This window comes from Marinobacter sediminum (genome assembly GCF_016820575.1).
In the GTDB taxonomy this organism is placed as follows: domain Bacteria; phylum Pseudomonadota; class Gammaproteobacteria; order Pseudomonadales; family Oleiphilaceae; genus Marinobacter; species Marinobacter sediminum.
Genome location: NZ_JAEMQH010000001.1, coordinates 1,250,885 through 1,265,459 on the forward strand (window position 1 = coordinate 1,250,885; position 14,575 = coordinate 1,265,459).

Here is a 14,575-nt window from a genome sequence, read left to right on the forward strand (position 1 = left end):
TTGGCTACGAATATCTTCTTAATGTCGGACGGTTAAATTTTGCCCAGCCGGCGTTGAGTCAGACGCTGATAACAACAAAACCAACGGAGACGTTTCGATGATTTCGAAGAATAACATCCGAAATAGCTGTGACACTGGCGAGACCCCACCTCGCAGAAGTTTCCTTAAAACTGCCGCCATGGGCGTCGCTCTTGCTGGTACGATGCTGCTGGGGGCTGGACAGGCTCATGCCGCAACCACGTGGAAGATTCAGTCCGTTTGGGACGCAGGCACCGTGGGTTACTCGTTGTTCGACGAGTGGTGCAAGAGTATTGAGGCGAAGTCAGGCGGAGAACTGAAGTTTCAATGCTTCCCGGCCAAGGCTGTCGCTGCCGACAATAACTCACTGTTCGACTCTGTTCGTAACGGTGTTCTGCAGGGTATGAATCCGTTCACCCTGTACTGGTCAGGGAAGATTCCTGCCTCTGTCTTCCTGTCTTCATATCCAGCCGGTCCTGATCAACCTCATCATTGGGACACCATGTTCTATTCCATGGGCATGTTGGAAAAGACCCGGGAAATCTACAAGAAGTTCGGTCTGTTCTACGTCGGCCCGATCCAGCATGACGCCAACATCATTCATTCCAAAAAACCGGTCAACAGCCTGGCTGACCTGAAAGGCATGAAGATCCGTGTCCCGGGGGGCATGGTTGCCGAGGTATTCCAGCAGTTTGGCGTGTCCACCGTCAGTCTGCCGGGCTCAGACATCTTTCCGGCCCTCGAGAAAGGCACTATCGATGCGGCGGACTACGTAGGCCCTGCGGTTAACTACGAGCTGGGCTTCTCCCAAGTGACTGATTACATCATCTTCGGACCTCCTGGGGTCATGTCCATTTACCAGCCGGTCGATCTGATGGACCTGACCGTCAGCCTGCGTGCCTGGAACTCGATATCGCCTGAGCTTCAGCAGTTGGTCGAGGATGAGGTGCGCATTTACTCCCAGAAACACTACCTGGCCATCCAGGAGCGCAACATAGCCGCCATGGAGAAGTTCAAGGCAGAAGGCGACACGGTTACCCGTCTGAGCCAGGAAGACCTGGAAGCCTGGCGTAAAGCGGCCATTCCCATCTGGTTCAACTGGGCAAACAAGAATGAGGACGCACGCGCCATTCTGGATATCCAGCTGAAGTACATGATGAACGACACGGTTGGTTACATTACCGAAGAAGACATCAAGGGCTTCTAAGTTCAAAAGCTCAAACAAAAACGATAATCGGGGAAGGCAGGGTTAGCCGACACAGGATTAACCCTCCCTTCCCCGCTCTTTGATCTAGGTGGTAGCAACATGTCTGATCTGAGTGCATTTGGCTTTGTCTTGCCGCACTGGTTCTACTGGGGTTGGCTTGCCGTAATGCCACTGCTCATGATGGCTTGGGATAAGTGGAGCAGTAAGCGTGGCGGCGATGATGCCGAGCCCGAAAAAACGATTTCCGAGTTACAAACCGAAGAAGATGACCCCCTGGCACACTTCGAGTATGAGGGTAACTGGTTTACAAAAGCCGTTGACTGGATGTGTGAGAAATCAGGGCTTTTCGTGGCGTTCTGGACCATCAACGCAGTACTTTTCTATTTCTTCGAAGTGGTGATGCGGTACATCTTCAATATGCCAACGATCTGGGTGCATGAAGCCAGCTTCCTGATTTTCGGCATGCAGTACATTCTCGCTGGCGCCTTCGCGCTGTTGCACGGTGCTCATGTCAGGGTGGACGTCGTCTACAACTTCCTTCCGGTGCGCGGGCGCGTGGGCATGGATATCTTCACCTCCATGTTCTTCTTTATTTTTGCGGCTGTTCTGGCCACCACATCGTGGACCTTTTTTCAGGACTCACTGATGATGACAGAGACCACGGTCGAGACATGGGGAATCCAATATTACCCCGTGAAAGGCGTAATGTTTTTGGGCGCGATCCTGCTCTTGCTAGCCGGCTTCTCGAAGCTGCTTAAAGACATCGTATTGTTTATCCGTCTCGGTCAGGAGCGCACCGCATGAGTACAACGACTGCAGCGCCGAGCAGCGGCATGGCCGGGAAGCTGGGCACATGGTTAATGATCATCGCCACCGTGGGTCTGGCGTTTGTCATCTGTGTTGAACTGATCAACATTCTGTTTTACGACCCGTGGAGTGACGAGCGGTTCCTTTTCAAACTTTCGGGCAGCCTGTCTGGCGTGGACATTGGCCCGCTGACCTATCTGATGTTCGGCTCCCTGGCAGTGGCTCTGATGATGGGCCTGCCACTGGCCTTTGTTACCGGCGGCCTGGGTGTCATGTTCATCTACCTGGTTGGTGATGCCATGATGCTGAACATCGTGCCTGGTCGTATCTTCCCGTTGATGGCCAACCCGGACATCGCGGCGATTCCCCTGTTCATCTTCATGGCGTCGATGCTTGAGCGTGCCGGCCTGATCGAGGAAATGTTCAGTGTGGTGTACAAGTGGATGGGTGGCATCAGCGGTGGTCTTGCGGCCGCAACGATTGTTGCTTCGACCATTCTGGCAGCGATGGTGGGTGTTATCGGTGCCGCGGTCGTAACCATGGGCATCATCGCGCTGCCGGCCATGTTGAAACGGCACTATGATCACAAGATTGCGCTTGGTTCTATTATGGCGGGGGGAACACTGGGTATTCTCATACCACCGTCCATCCTGGCCATTCTGTACGCGGTGGTGGCGCAGCAGTCGGTGGGCGAGCTTTACCTGGGCTCGCTGTTGCCGGGGCTGATGCTCTCCGGTCTGTATCTGACTTATGTGCTGGTGCGCAGCTGGCTGAATCCGAAGCTGGGCCCACCGATCCCGATGGAAGACCGGATCAGTCTGACAGAGAAACTAAAGCTCCTGGGTAACCTGATCGCCCCCCTTGCCCTGGTCGGCCTGGTTCTGGGCCTGCTGTTTGGTGGTATTGCTACGCCGGTAGAAGCAGCGGGCATCGGCTCTTTCGGTGCCATCATCGTTGCGATGATGCACAAAAAGTTCTCAATTGCCGGTCTTCGCGAAGCGTCTGTGACCACAGCCAAAGCGTCCGCGATGGTCCTTTGGATCATGTTCGGTGCCTCGGTATTCGTTGGTTTTTATATCCTGCAGGGCGGTCAGCAGTTCGTGACCGATGCCATTCTGGGTACGGGGATGTCGGCTTACGGTATCCTGTTGCTGCTGATGGTGTTACTGGTCGTTCTGGGTATGTTCCTTGACTGGGTTGGTATCCTGTTGCTGGCAGTGCCCATCTTCATCCCGATCGTAAAAGCGCTGGAGTTCCCCGGTCTGTTCGGGTTCCCGCCGGTCGCTGGCGACGATGTGGTGCTCTGGTTTGGTGTGCTTTATCTGGTGAATATGCAGATGTCGTTCCTGAGCCCGCCGTTCGGCTACGCCCTGTTCTACATCCGTGGTGTTTGCCCGCCGGAAATTTCTATGGGTACCATCTTCAAGTCATCCCTGGTTTTCCTGGCAATCCAGGCGTTCGGGCTGTTCATGTGTATTCTTATCCCTGGCATCGTCACTTGGCTGCCGGGACTGGTTTACGGCTAATTTTTTTAAGGAGTAATTCATTATGTTGACGATTAACAGGTTGGATCTTGCGGATGCGCGCATCCTGATCGAAGGGGCCGCAGAAAAGGCCCGGGAAATCGGAATTCCTATGTGCATCGCGATTGTGGACGAATCCGGCAACCTGATTGCCTTTGAACGCATGGACGGTGGCAAGATCACCAGCGTCACCATTGCCCAGGACAAGGCGTTCACCGCAGCCGCCGCCAAGAAGGCGACCCACGACTACAACAAGGCCAACGTGCCTGGCAGTCTGGCCTTTGGTATTCACACCGAGGTGGGTGGACGCCTGAGCTCTGTCGGTGGTGGTCTGCCGGTGATTGTGAACGGTGAAGTGGTTGGTGGTATTGGCCTGAGTTCCGGCACGCCCCAGCAGGACATGGATTGTGCCCAGGCTGGTCTCGACCACTTTGAAACCAAACGCGGTTAACCGCTGTCACAGCATAACTGGCGGGCTTCAGGGCCTGTCAGTGATCTCCGCCTGCGGGCGGAGCCCGATGTGACACGAATTCAGAGAATGCTATGACTACCAAGCCAACAGTCAGCAAAGCCGAGCTGGCGGAACAGTTCCGGTCGTTCATCGATCCGGACTATGTCATTACCGACAGCGAAACCATGAAGCCCTACGAGTGCGACGGCCTTTCCATGTACTGCGAGATGCCATTGCTTGTGGTGCTGCCGGAAACCGTAGAGCAGGTGCAGCGGGTGATGCGCATCTGCAACGAACACAAGGTGCCGGTGGTTGCCCGCGGTGCTGGTACCGGGCTCAGCGCCGGAGCCATGCCCCACAAAGAGGGGGTGGTGCTGTCGCTGGCCAAATTCAACCGCATCCTTGAGATCGATCCGTTAGCGCGAACGGCCCGGTTGCAGCCCGGCGTTCGCAACCTGGCAATCAGTGAGGAAGCGGCTCAGTACGGTCTGTATTACGGCCCCGATCCATCCTCCCAGATTGCCTGCACCATCGGCGGCAACGTGGCAGAGAACTCCGGCGGCGTGCATTGCCTGAAGTACGGGTTGACCGTGCATAACTTGCACAGCGTGGAGATGGTGACGGCCGAGGGTGATGTGGTCACCGTTGGCAGTGATGCCCTGGATGTCTGCGGTATGGATCTGCTGGCGTTGATGACCGGCTCGGAAGGACTGCTTGGCGTAGTCACCGAAGTGAAGGTGAAACTGCTGCCCAAGCCGGAAGTGGCGAGGGTCGTGATGGCGGGTTTTGACAGTGTCCAGAATGGCGGTGATGCCGTCGGTGGCGTGATCTCCCACGGCATTATCCCGGGCGGGCTGGAAATGATGGATAGCCACGCCATTGTTGCGGCGGACGATTTCGCCAAGGCGGGTTACCCGCGCGAAGCCAAGGCCCTGCTGTTGTGTGAAGTGGACGGTACGGTTGAGGAAGTGGACGAGCACATCGCCCAGGCCGAGGAAGTGTTCCGCAAGTTTGGAGCGACCTCGGTACGGACCTCCGAGAGCGAGGAAGAGCGAGCGCTGCTATGGAAAGGCCGGAAGTCGGCGTTCCCGGCGGTGGGCCGGATCTCGCCGGATTACTACTGCATGGACGGCACGATTCCCCGGCGCGAGTTGGCCAATGTGCTGCTGCGGATGGAGGAAATGTCCGAAGAGTTTGGCCTGCGAGTGGCCAACGTGTTCCACGCCGGCGACGGTAACCTGCACCCTCTGATCCTGTTTGATTCCAATGTCCCGGGTGAGTTTGAGCGCACCGAGGACTTTGGTAGCAGCATTCTTCGGCTTTGTGTTGAAGTCGGCGGCTGCATCACCGGTGAGCACGGAGTGGGGGTGGAGAAAATCCGGCAGATGGCGGTGCAGTTCAGCGACAACGAGTTGCAGCAGTTCCACGATGTTAAAGCCGCCTTCGATCCTGCCGGGATTTTGAACCCGGGCAAGGGCGTACCGGCCCTGAAATTCTGCCAGGAATACCGGTCCCTCGAGCATAAACAACACAAGCACGAACCTACGGAAGCCGCCCATGGCTGATATTTCCAAACAACTGACAGAACAGGTTATCGCTGCCCGCGATGGTGGGCACAAACTCAACATAGTGGGTGGCGGCACCAAGGCCTTTATGGGCCGGACTGCCGACCCGGACGCTGGCACCCTGAGCGTGGGCGAGCACAGCGGTATCGTTGAATACCACCCGGTTGAGCTGGTACTGACCGTGCGCGCCGGCACACCGCTGAGCGACATTGAGGCAGCACTGGCCGAACATGGCCAGGCGCTGCACTTTGAGCCGCCCAGACTGGGCCCTGAGGCCACTATTGGCGGCACCCTGGCGACCAATCTGTCCGGCCCGGCTCGGCCGTGGACAGGCTCGGTGCGTGATCAGGTGCTGGGTGTTCGTCTGCTGAACGGCAAAGGTGAGCACCTGCGCTTTGGTGGCCAGGTGATGAAGAACGTCGCGGGCTACGATGTCTCGCGCCTGCAGGCCGGCGCCATGGGAACCCTGGGCGTGATGACTGAGATCAGCCTCAAGGTAATGCCGAAACCGGCGGCGTCCATGACCCTGGTGCAGGACATGGCTATGGATGAAGTCATCCATTACATGAACAGCCGTTCGGCCGAACCCAAGCCGATCACTGGCGCTTGTTGGGTGGGCGGTAAAGTCTATCTTCGCCTGTCCGGTGCCAAGTCAGCCGTGGAAGCCACGGCCCAAAAATGGTCCGGCGAGGTGCTGGAGCAGGGCGATGAGTTCTGGCAGCAGGTTCAGGATTTGAAGCACGAATTCTTTGCCGGGAACGATGTCCCGCTGTGGCGCTTTTCCGTTGGGTCTACCGCCGCAAACCCGGCGCTTGATGGCAACTGGTTCATCGACTGGGCCGGTGCTCAGCGCTGGTACCGTGGTGCCGGCGAACTCAGTGACATGGAGCCGCTGGCCCGGGCCGCGGGCGGACAGGTCAGCCTGTTCCGTGGCGGCGACCGCAACGGCGAGGTGATGCACCACCAACCTGAGGCGCTAAAGGCGATTCAGCGCCGGGTAAAGAATTCGTTCGATCCGGATAATATTTTTAATCCCGGACGTTTATACAGCTGGTTGTAAGAGCAGGAATACGATGCAAACAAATCTGGTTCAACAATTTGCCAATACAGCGGAAGGGCAGGAGGCCGAATCCATTCTTCGGGCCTGCGTCCATTGTGGATTCTGCACCGCAACCTGCCCGACCTATCAGGAGCTGAACGACGAGCGCGACGGCCCCCGTGGTCGGATCTACCTGATGAAGATGTTCCTGGAAGGCCAGGAAGCGACCGAAAAGACCCGGGAGCATCTGGATCGCTGCCTGACTTGCCGCAGCTGCGAAACCACCTGTCCGTCCGGAGTTCAGTATGGCCGCCTGGTGGATATCAGTCGGGGGCTGATGGAGAAAGAGCTGCCACGGGCTCCCAAGGACAAGTGGCTGCGCTGGGGACTGGCCCGGGTCATCCCCAATCGCCAGCTCTTTGGCCTGCTGTTGCGGATGGGGCAAATATTCCGTCCGATACTGCCGGCGCCGCTGCGCACCAAGGTACCGCCGCGAAAACAGGCCAGCCCCTGGCCCGCGGCCAGTCATAACCGCATCGTGCTGGCTCTGGCCGGCTGCGTGCAGCCGTCCGCAACACCGAACACCAATGCGGCCGCAGCCCGGGTAATGGATAAGCTGGGTATCACCATGGTCGAGGCGCCCGAGGCAGGCTGCTGTGGCGCCGTGAACTACCACCTGTCCGAGCACGAGAAAGGTCTCGAGCGGATGCGCCAGAACATCGATGCCTGGTGGCCAGCCATCGAGGCCGGTGCCGAGGCCATCATCATGACCGCCTCTGGTTGTGGCGCCATGGTTCAGGACTACGGCCACCTGCTCAAGGATGATCCGGTCTACGCCGCCAAAGCGCAGAAGGTGAGTGAGCTGTGCACCGACATCGGCGCTTTCCTGCTAAAGCAGGATCTGGACAAGCTCAAGCTGAGCCAGAGTCCGGGTAAGGTGGCGTTCCACTGTCCGTGTACTCTGCAGCACGCCATGCAGCAGAGCGGCGTGGTCGAGCAGGTTCTGACCAAGGCCGGTGTGAACCTGGCCGTCACCAAGGACAAGCACCTGTGCTGCGGGTCTGCCGGTACCTACTCGGTAACGCAGCCGGAGATGAGCCAGAAGCTGCTGGGTAACAAGCTCAAGGCACTGACCGTGGACAACCCCGACCGCATCGTCACCGCCAACATTGGCTGCCAGATGCACCTGGAAACCAAGGCGCAAGTGCCGGTCCAGCACTGGATCGAGTTGCTGGATCAGTAAGCTGATGCGGTATTGGATTTGGTAATCCGGGGCCAGGTTCCGTTCATTCCCTGATGGGGTCGTTATACTGCTCCGCAGTTAGCGAACCCACAGGGAGTGGATCTTTATGCCATGGATATTGGCGATTTTCGTTGTCATCGGATGCTTCAGTTCACCGCTTTACGCCGGGGTTTATACCTGGATTGACCCCAACGGCGTGGCGCACTTCTCGGATTACCCACCGGGCAAATTGCCCCATCAGGAACTTGTCATCTCACCACCATTAACGGTGCCTATGTCGGAAAACCTGCGGCAGGGCAGGCGCGTGTCTGGAATTCGTGACGACGTTCGCGGCTTGCTGTCGACACCCGGTCGGGGAGTGAGAGAGGGCGGTGCGAAGGAAAAGGCCCTCGTTCAGCGCAAAAAAGCCTGTGACACTTATCGGAAAAAACTGGACAGGATTCAATCCAAGCTGCGGGCCGGTTATGGCAACGACAAAGGCAATACCCTCCGGCGTCAGCGGCGTGAAACCAGCCAGAAGCTCAGCCGTGAATGCCTGTTGCAGTAGCCTGAGGTGCTATATTGCCCGAAACCAACAGCAATCAGGAGCCCACCATGACCAACTTGCCCGAACTGACCGACGCTCTGCTGACCCTCGATGAGCGGGTCGCCGTTCTGACCCTGAACCGTAACGACCTCCGAAATGCCCTGACCGGCTCCGCCCTGATCGATGACATCGTGGCTACGGCCGAATGGGTGAATCAGTGCGATGAGGTGTCCGTTCTGGTGATCACCGGTGCCGGCTCGGCGTTCAGTGCCGGTGGCAATATCCGCGACATGGCCGAGCGTGGCGGCGATTTTGCCGGCGATGTGGCCGAGTGTGCCGATCGTTACCGCAAAGGTATCCAGCGTATTCCGCTGGCGCTGCAGGCGGTCGAAGTGCCGGTGATCGCGGCGGTGAATGGGGCGGCCATTGGTGCCGGTTTTGATCTCGCCAACATGGCCGATATCCGGATTGCTTCCGAGCGGGCCAAGTTCGGCGAGACCTTTCTGAATCTCGGGATTATTCCCGGCGACGGCGGTGCCTGGCTGATGCAGCGCCTGATCGGTTACCAGCGGGCGTTTGAGCTGACCATGACCGGCCGTGTGATTGAGGCCGATGAAGCCAAAGAGCTTGGCATCGTCATGACCGTGGTGCCGGACGACCAGTTGATGCCCGAGGCGTTGAAACTCGCGACCCGGATGGCCAACCAGCCGCCGAAGGCAACCCGGTTGACCAAACGCCTGATGAAGATGGCCCAGCGCATGGAATTGAAGGATTTCCTTGATCTGTGCGCTGTGTTTCAGGGTATGAGCCACAACGAGCCAGAGCATCTGGAGGCGGTGAATCGCATGTTGGCATCAATGGGGCGGGGGTAACCCTGGCTGCGTACTCACCAACAAGGACAAAGCCATGACAATTCTGATTACAGGCGCCAACCGTGGCATCGGCCAGGGACTTGCCGGCGAATGGCGGCGCGAAGGCAAAGAGGTCATTGGAACGGCCCGGAATGAGCCAGGCTTGGAGCAGCTGGACGTGGCGGAGCCGGACAGCGTCTCCGCCCTCGGCAAGCGCCTGCAAGGCCGGCCCATATCAACGCTAGTGTGTAATGCCGGCATCCTGATGGACCGCCATGAACAACTGGAGGCTGGTTATTCTCCGGAGCTCTGGGCCAGGCACTTTCAGGTCAATGTTACCGGCGTATTCCTGACGGTACAGGCACTGATGCCCAATCTCAGGTTGGCCCAGGAGCATGGCGATACCCCAAAAATTGCGATCGTCTCCAGCTTGCTGGGTTCCCAGGCTGCGGCCGGTGGCGGGAGGTACATATACCGGGCCTCCAAAGCCGCCGCGATCAATCTGGGGCGCAATCTTGCGGTCGATCTTCGACCAGAAGGCATTGCGGTGGGTATCTATCATCCAGGTTGGGTCGCCACCGATATGGGAGGTCCTGAGGCCGAGGTTTCGGTTGAAGAGTCAGTTGATGGCCTGCGTCGGCAGATCGACAACCTGAATCTGACTGAAACGGGATGCTTCAAAGCCTGGGATGGGAAAGTCTTGCCGTTTTGAAGTAGCGCAAAAACAAAAAAGCCCGCACAAGGCGGGCTTTTTCGTGGAATTCGTGGTGCCCGGAGGCGGAATCGAACCACCGACACGGGGATTTTCAATCCCCTGCTCTACCAACTGAGCTATCCGGGCAAGTTGCGCTACTGCTGTGCAACGGGGCGCTATTAAACCGGTTTCGATGTATTGAGTCAAGGCCGGTTCGGAAAAAATCCCGAATCTTTTCAGTGTTGATCAGGCTTTGATCAATCGTCGTTACTGTTCGGGCGGAACATAGCCCTCGGCTTGGTCGAATGGCTCATTGTCGAAGAAGTGTTCCATCTGGGCCTGAAGGTATTTACGGGTGTTCGGGTCCATCAGGCTCAGGTGCTTTTCATTGATCAGCATGGTCTGCTCGGCCTGCCACTCTTCCCAGGCTTGCTTGGATACGGTCTCGTAGAGTTCCTGGCCTTTTTTGCCGGGCATGGGCGGGAAGGCCAGGCCATCGAGTTCCTTCTGGTATTTGCGGCAGAATACGGTGCGGCTCATGTTGGCTCCTGTTGGCAGAGTGAATCTGGCGGCATGATAACAGATCGGAGTGGGCTGGGCTGAAGCGGAGTGCACGCCGGTGTTAGAGCAGGGCGGTCTGCTCCGGTTGGGTCAGCAAGCTACGAATCGGAGCCGGCAATCCGAGGGTCAGGGCTTCGTCCCGATGGAACCAGCTCCGGTGGTCGCCGTCTGCGACTTGTCGGGCGTCGTGGACCAAGAGGCGGGCGGGCTGGATGTGCAGGTGGTAGTGACTGAAGGTGTGGCGGAAGCCGCTGATCAGTTCCGGATCGCCACAGTTCAGTCCCAGTTGCCGCTCACAGCTTTCCTGCAATTCATCAGCGCCCAGAGCCGGGTCCAGCTCCGGCAAGCTCCAGAGTCCGCCCCAGATGCCACTGGGTGGCCGTCGTTCCAGCAGGATGCGGCCGTCGCTGTCCTCAAGTATCACCATCCAGGTGGTTTTCTCTGGCTTGGCCTTCTTGGGCTTGGAGCCGGGGTAACGTGTTTCTTCGCCTTCGGCATGGGCAGTGCAGCCTGATTGTAGCGGACAGGCGTCGCACTTGGGCCGGCTGCGGGTGCACACCATGGCGCCCAGATCCATGATCGCCTGGGTGTAGTCCCGGGCCCGGGCATCGGGGGTATGTTCTTCGGCATGGTGCCAGAGCTGTTTCAAGACAGCAGTCTGGCCAGGCCAGCCGGGCACCGCGTGGTAGCGGGCCAAAACCCGCTTTACGTTGCCATCAAGAATGGCGGCCCGTTTGCCAAAGGCCTGTGCGACGATGGCCGCTGCCGTTGAGCGGCCGATGCCAGTCAGGGTCTCCAGCTGTTCGGGATCATCGGGAAATTCGCCGCCAAAGTCTTCAACTACGGTCTTAGCCGCCTTTTGCAGGTTGCGGGCCCGGGCGTAATAGCCCAGGCCGGACCAGTGGCTGAGAACCTCGTCCACCGGAGCCTCGGCCAGCGTCTGCACATTCGGGAACCGGTCCATGAACGCGTTGAAGTAGGGGATCACCGTGGCGACCTGGGTCTGCTGCAGCATGATCTCAGAGACCCAGACCCGGTAGGCGTTCTGGTTCTCGTGCCACGGCAGGTCATGCCTGCCGTGCTTATCGAACCAGTCGAGCAGTCGTTCGGCGAAACGGTCAGGCATCAGTTAAACAGGCCCTTCAGTTTGTCGCCGAGCTTTTCCTGCAGCTTTTCTTCAACTTTTTCTTTCGCCTTGGCTTTGGCCTTGTCCACTTCTTCCTTGGCCTTCGTTTTGGCTGCGTTGGCTGCGATGGTCTTCAGGGTATCGCGGAACCGGGAGCCATCGAAGGAGCAAAGGCCAGCCGGGTCCTCGGCGAAGTTGCCGCGGCACTCGACCGGAATAACCACGTTCTCCACGTACTCGGTGACCCGGCAGGCTTCATCGCGGTGAATCTCACCGACGATGCGCAGGCCGGCTTCATAGTCCATCGTGCTCTGTTTCAGATCGATGGTGCCGTCGCCTTCCAGTTTCATGCCAGCCAGCGCTGCCACCAGATCGGTGTTTTTCAGGGTGTTGCCGTTGATGTTGAGGGTGCCGCGCATGTCGTTAAACGGCGTGGCTGTGCCCCAGTCTGTGGTGCTCAGGCTGTCCTGGTTTACCAGGGCGATGCCCTGGCACGCCATGCGGGTCAGGTTCATCTTGCGGAACTGGCCCTCGGCCAGGTTGAACGAGATCTGGCCGTTGGCGTTTTCGCGCAGTACCGAGATGCGGTTACCGGCAGTGGTGACGTTCACTTTCAGGTTGGCGCCACCGGACAGCATGTCTACTTCCGCCAGGTCGGTGAGCAGTGGCAGGGTCTGAACGTTGGAGACGTCGGAGCCGATTGTCCACTTGGGGTTGTCGCTGCGGGCATCCAGCGTCACCTGGGCACCGAAGCCGCCCTCGTAAAGTTTACCGCTGAATTCGTCGACTTTGATGAGGCCGTTTTTAGCGGTGGTGCTGGCTTTAATTTCCTTGATGGTCAGGTTGCTCACAATCAGCTCGGCCATGCCGAAATCAACGTCCAGCAGCAGGGTGCGCAGGGTCTCCAGCGGCAGCAGATCGGTCTCCGGCGCATCCTGGGTGGCGGCCGTCTGCTGGCCGGAGGCGCTGTCGCCGTTCCCTTGCGCGGCTTCTGCTTTTGCTTCGTCTTCAGCTTTTGGTGGCAGGTAGCGGTCGGCATTCAGCTTGTCGCCCTGCAACCGGAACACAACGCCGGTGTTGGCGAGGTTGTAGCTGCCCGAACCATTGAAGGTGGTGTCATCCAGTTTCAGGGTCAGGTCGGAGAGCTCAACCTTGCCGGCAGGCCCGCCAATGTTGGTTGAGAAGGCCAGAGCCTTGAGTACCTCAGGGTCGCTGGTTTCCACGGCCGGTTGGCCCAGGTTGCTGAGCAGTTTCTTCAGGGAAAACTCGCTGATGCTGAGTTTGCCGTTCAGGGCGGGTTTTTCGCCAAAGCCTTTGACCTGCAGGTCGGTGGTCATGGACAGGTTGGCAAGGCTGGCGGTGAAGCCGCTGAGCGTCGCGGTCTCGTTTTCGAGGTTGGCGCGGGCGGAGCCGCCCAGTTCAGCGGTTACCGATTGGCCGCCGAAGGGCTCGCCGTTCATGTCGAATACCGCCGACAGGCCAGAAACGGCAAATTCATTGAGTGCTTCGTTCGCCGCAAGGCGGGCGCTGATGCTGCCGTCCACCTCAAACTGGGGTTTGGCGGTCTCGATGCGGAAACTGATGTCGAGCGGGAATTCCGAACCCAGGGTGATGTCGCTGGCGGTCACGGTGAAGTTGTCCAGGGTGACGGCCTGGCCGGTGCTTTTGTCGGTGTAGTGCACCTGGGCATTGCTGATCTCAACGTTGTTGACGTTAAAATTCAGCGGTTGGCTACTTCCTTCCTTGGCTGCCGTGTCCTCGGGCTTTTCCTCTTCAGCTTCGGCAGTCTGGGGTTGCTCGCCCTCGGCTGGCTCCGGCATGATTCGGGTCCAGTTGCCCTGGCCTTGTTCGTTCACTTCAAGGTTGGCATCCAGGCCGCTCAGCACAAAGGTGTCTACCTGAGGTGCCATGGCGATCAGCGACCAAAAGTCGATCTGCGCCACCAGCTGTTCCAGCGCCACAAACCGGTCGCCTTCCAGGTTGGCCTGTACGTTGTTCAGTTCCAGGCCGAGTGGGATGAACGACCAGCCAATGTCGCCCTCCAGCACAAGATCCAGGTTGGTCTGTTTTTCCACCGCCTGCTCAATCTGCGGCTTGTAGTCATTGGGGTTGATCACAGCCATGGCGATGGCAACCGCGACCACGGCCAGCAAGATCACGGCAACAATCGCAATCAACAGATAACGAACAGCTTTCATGGTTCAAATTTCCTTATTTCGTCGAGCCTGGAAAGTTTCGGAACGATTTCGGATGCTTACACGTCAAAGAATAACGCAGGGCAAGTAAATTAAAAGCGTGCCAGTATGACAACGCCGTAGTGTTAAGCCAGAATACCCTCTTGAGCTTCTGACTGCATACAAGCTAACAAACATAACAAGGAGATAACCGTGGCAATAACTGTTTCAATTGAGCTTAACCGGGAACTGGAACTTCCGGGTAGCTATGATGAAGTCTTTGAGTTGTTGGCGGATGTGCCACGTTCCTCAAGTCACTTTCCAAAAGTGAACAAGCTGACGGACCTGGGCGACAACACTTACCGTTGGGAAATGGAGAAGGTGGGCGTGGATAAGCATGCGATCCAGTCCGTTTACGCCTGCAAGTATCATTCGGATAAAGACGCTGGCCGGATCACCTGGGAGCCGGTTAAGGGCGAGGGCAACGGTGTCGTGCGCGGCTCCTGGACGCTGAAGTCCAAGGGCGATTCGCTCACCTCCGCCAAGTTCCAGACTCACGCCGAGCTGACCGTGCCGCTGCCCGGGCTGCTGAAGCTGGCGATCAGCCCGGTTATCAAGCACGAGTTCAACAGCCTCGTAGACACCTACATGAAGAATCTCAAGGCGGCAGTCTGATCCGGTTTCGGCTATCACGCTGATAAACGCGGTTGTGGGACTCCGGCGGGCAGAAAAGGTATAATCCGCGAATTGAAAATTTGCGGCGCTGTGCCGCCTAACTGCTACGGAGTCC

At 58.1% G+C, this 14,575-nt stretch carries 14 protein-coding genes and 1 tRNA gene; 11 read left to right on the top strand and 4 right to left on the bottom strand.

Annotation, left to right across the window (positions count from 1 at the left end; all coding sequences use genetic code 11):
* The first annotated feature begins 97 nt into the window (after nucleotides 1-97).
* From dctP to FGO67_RS05560, 10 genes are all read left to right on the top strand, one after another.
* On the top strand, nucleotides 98-1,225 hold the full coding sequence (gene dctP, locus FGO67_RS05515) for a TRAP transporter substrate-binding protein DctP (protein WP_203299675.1): 1,128 nt from the start codon (nucleotides 98-100) through the stop codon (nucleotides 1,223-1,225).
* Nucleotides 1,226-1,324: 99 nt separating this feature from the next.
* On the top strand, nucleotides 1,325-2,029 hold the full coding sequence (locus tag FGO67_RS05520; protein ID WP_203299676.1) for a TRAP transporter small permease subunit: 705 nt from the start codon (nucleotides 1,325-1,327) through the stop codon (nucleotides 2,027-2,029).
* The gene (locus tag FGO67_RS05525; protein ID WP_203299677.1) at nucleotides 2,026-3,558 is read left to right on the top strand and encodes a TRAP transporter large permease; all 1,533 of its coding nucleotides are present in this window, start codon (nucleotides 2,026-2,028) and stop codon (nucleotides 3,556-3,558) included. The genes FGO67_RS05520 and FGO67_RS05525 overlap by 4 nt, the downstream gene beginning before the upstream one ends.
* Nucleotides 3,559-3,580: 22 nt before the next feature.
* On the top strand, nucleotides 3,581-4,006 hold the full coding sequence (locus FGO67_RS05530; protein ID WP_203299678.1) for a GlcG/HbpS family heme-binding protein: 426 nt from the start codon (nucleotides 3,581-3,583) through the stop codon (nucleotides 4,004-4,006).
* Nucleotides 4,007-4,098: 92 nt separating this feature from the next.
* Entirely contained in the window at nucleotides 4,099-5,571 is a 1,473-nt protein-coding gene (locus FGO67_RS05535) for an FAD-linked oxidase C-terminal domain-containing protein (protein WP_203299679.1), read from the top strand.
* Complete coding sequence (gene glcE / locus FGO67_RS05540; RefSeq protein WP_203299680.1) at nucleotides 5,564-6,631, top strand: glycolate oxidase subunit GlcE; 1,068 nt, start codon at nucleotides 5,564-5,566, stop codon at nucleotides 6,629-6,631. The genes FGO67_RS05535 and glcE overlap by 8 nt, the downstream gene beginning before the upstream one ends.
* A 13-nt stretch (nucleotides 6,632-6,644) precedes the next feature.
* Nucleotides 6,645-7,853: a glycolate oxidase subunit GlcF gene (gene glcF, locus FGO67_RS05545; RefSeq protein WP_203299681.1), complete on the top strand. Its 1,209-nt coding sequence runs from the start codon at nucleotides 6,645-6,647 to the stop codon at nucleotides 7,851-7,853.
* Between the two features lie 106 nt (nucleotides 7,854-7,959).
* A complete protein-coding gene (locus FGO67_RS05550) occupies nucleotides 7,960-8,400 on the top strand; it encodes a DUF4124 domain-containing protein (RefSeq protein WP_203299682.1) in 441 nt (146 codons plus the stop codon).
* A gap of 47 nt (nucleotides 8,401-8,447) precedes the next feature.
* A complete protein-coding gene (locus FGO67_RS05555; protein ID WP_203299683.1) occupies nucleotides 8,448-9,251 on the top strand; it encodes an enoyl-CoA hydratase-related protein in 804 nt (267 codons plus the stop codon).
* 34 nt (nucleotides 9,252-9,285) lie between these two features.
* Entirely contained in the window at nucleotides 9,286-9,942 is a 657-nt protein-coding gene (locus FGO67_RS05560; RefSeq protein ID WP_203299684.1) for an SDR family oxidoreductase, read from the top strand.
* A gap of 53 nt (nucleotides 9,943-9,995) precedes the next feature.
* On the opposite strand, the gene FGO67_RS05565 is transcribed toward FGO67_RS05560, so the two are convergent.
* From FGO67_RS05565 to FGO67_RS05580, 4 genes are all read right to left on the bottom strand, one after another.
* Nucleotides 9,996-10,071, bottom strand: a tRNA-Phe gene (locus FGO67_RS05565).
* A gap of 120 nt (nucleotides 10,072-10,191) precedes the next feature.
* Complete coding sequence (locus FGO67_RS05570; protein ID WP_138438836.1) at nucleotides 10,192-10,464, bottom strand: oxidative damage protection protein; 273 nt, start codon at nucleotides 10,462-10,464, stop codon at nucleotides 10,192-10,194.
* Between the two features lie 82 nt (nucleotides 10,465-10,546).
* Nucleotides 10,547-11,611 (bottom strand): A/G-specific adenine glycosylase, encoded by a 1,065-nt coding sequence (gene mutY / locus FGO67_RS05575; protein ID WP_203299685.1) that lies wholly within the window; start codon nucleotides 11,609-11,611, stop codon nucleotides 10,547-10,549.
* On the bottom strand, nucleotides 11,611-13,809 hold the full coding sequence (locus FGO67_RS05580; RefSeq protein WP_203299686.1) for an AsmA family protein: 2,199 nt from the start codon (nucleotides 13,807-13,809) through the stop codon (nucleotides 11,611-11,613). Before FGO67_RS05580 ends, mutY begins: the two co-directional genes overlap by 1 nt.
* A 189-nt stretch (nucleotides 13,810-13,998) precedes the next feature.
* Between FGO67_RS05580 and FGO67_RS05585 the strand changes: the two genes are divergently transcribed.
* Nucleotides 13,999-14,460, top strand: coding sequence for an SRPBCC family protein (locus FGO67_RS05585; protein ID WP_203299687.1), 462 nt, complete (start codon nucleotides 13,999-14,001; stop codon nucleotides 14,458-14,460).
* Nucleotides 14,461-14,575: the final 115 nt, after the last annotated feature.

Bases quoted from the DNA above. Each gene is read 5' to 3' on its own strand.
- dctP (WP_203299675.1), top strand. From the start codon at position 98: ATGATTTCGAAGAATAACATCCGAAATAGCTGTGACACTGGCGAGACC.
- FGO67_RS05520 (WP_203299676.1), top strand. From the start codon at position 1,325: ATGTCTGATCTGAGTGCATTTGGCTTTGTCTTGCCGCACTGGTTCTAC.
- FGO67_RS05525 (WP_203299677.1), top strand. From the start codon at position 2,026: ATGAGTACAACGACTGCAGCGCCGAGCAGCGGCATGGCCGGGAAGCTG.
- FGO67_RS05530 (WP_203299678.1), top strand. From the start codon at position 3,581: ATGTTGACGATTAACAGGTTGGATCTTGCGGATGCGCGCATCCTGATC.
- FGO67_RS05535 (WP_203299679.1), top strand. From the start codon at position 4,099: ATGACTACCAAGCCAACAGTCAGCAAAGCCGAGCTGGCGGAACAGTTC.
- glcE (WP_203299680.1), top strand. From the start codon at position 5,564: ATGGCTGATATTTCCAAACAACTGACAGAACAGGTTATCGCTGCCCGC.
- glcF (WP_203299681.1), top strand. From the start codon at position 6,645: ATGCAAACAAATCTGGTTCAACAATTTGCCAATACAGCGGAAGGGCAG.
- FGO67_RS05550 (WP_203299682.1), top strand. From the start codon at position 7,960: ATGCCATGGATATTGGCGATTTTCGTTGTCATCGGATGCTTCAGTTCA.
- FGO67_RS05555 (WP_203299683.1), top strand. From the start codon at position 8,448: ATGACCAACTTGCCCGAACTGACCGACGCTCTGCTGACCCTCGATGAG.
- FGO67_RS05560 (WP_203299684.1), top strand. From the start codon at position 9,286: ATGACAATTCTGATTACAGGCGCCAACCGTGGCATCGGCCAGGGACTT.
- FGO67_RS05570 (WP_138438836.1), bottom strand. From the start codon at position 10,464: ATGAGCCGCACCGTATTCTGCCGCAAATACCAGAAGGAACTCGATGGC.
- mutY (WP_203299685.1), bottom strand. From the start codon at position 11,611: ATGCCTGACCGTTTCGCCGAACGACTGCTCGACTGGTTCGATAAGCAC.
- FGO67_RS05580 (WP_203299686.1), bottom strand. From the start codon at position 13,809: ATGAAAGCTGTTCGTTATCTGTTGATTGCGATTGTTGCCGTGATCTTG.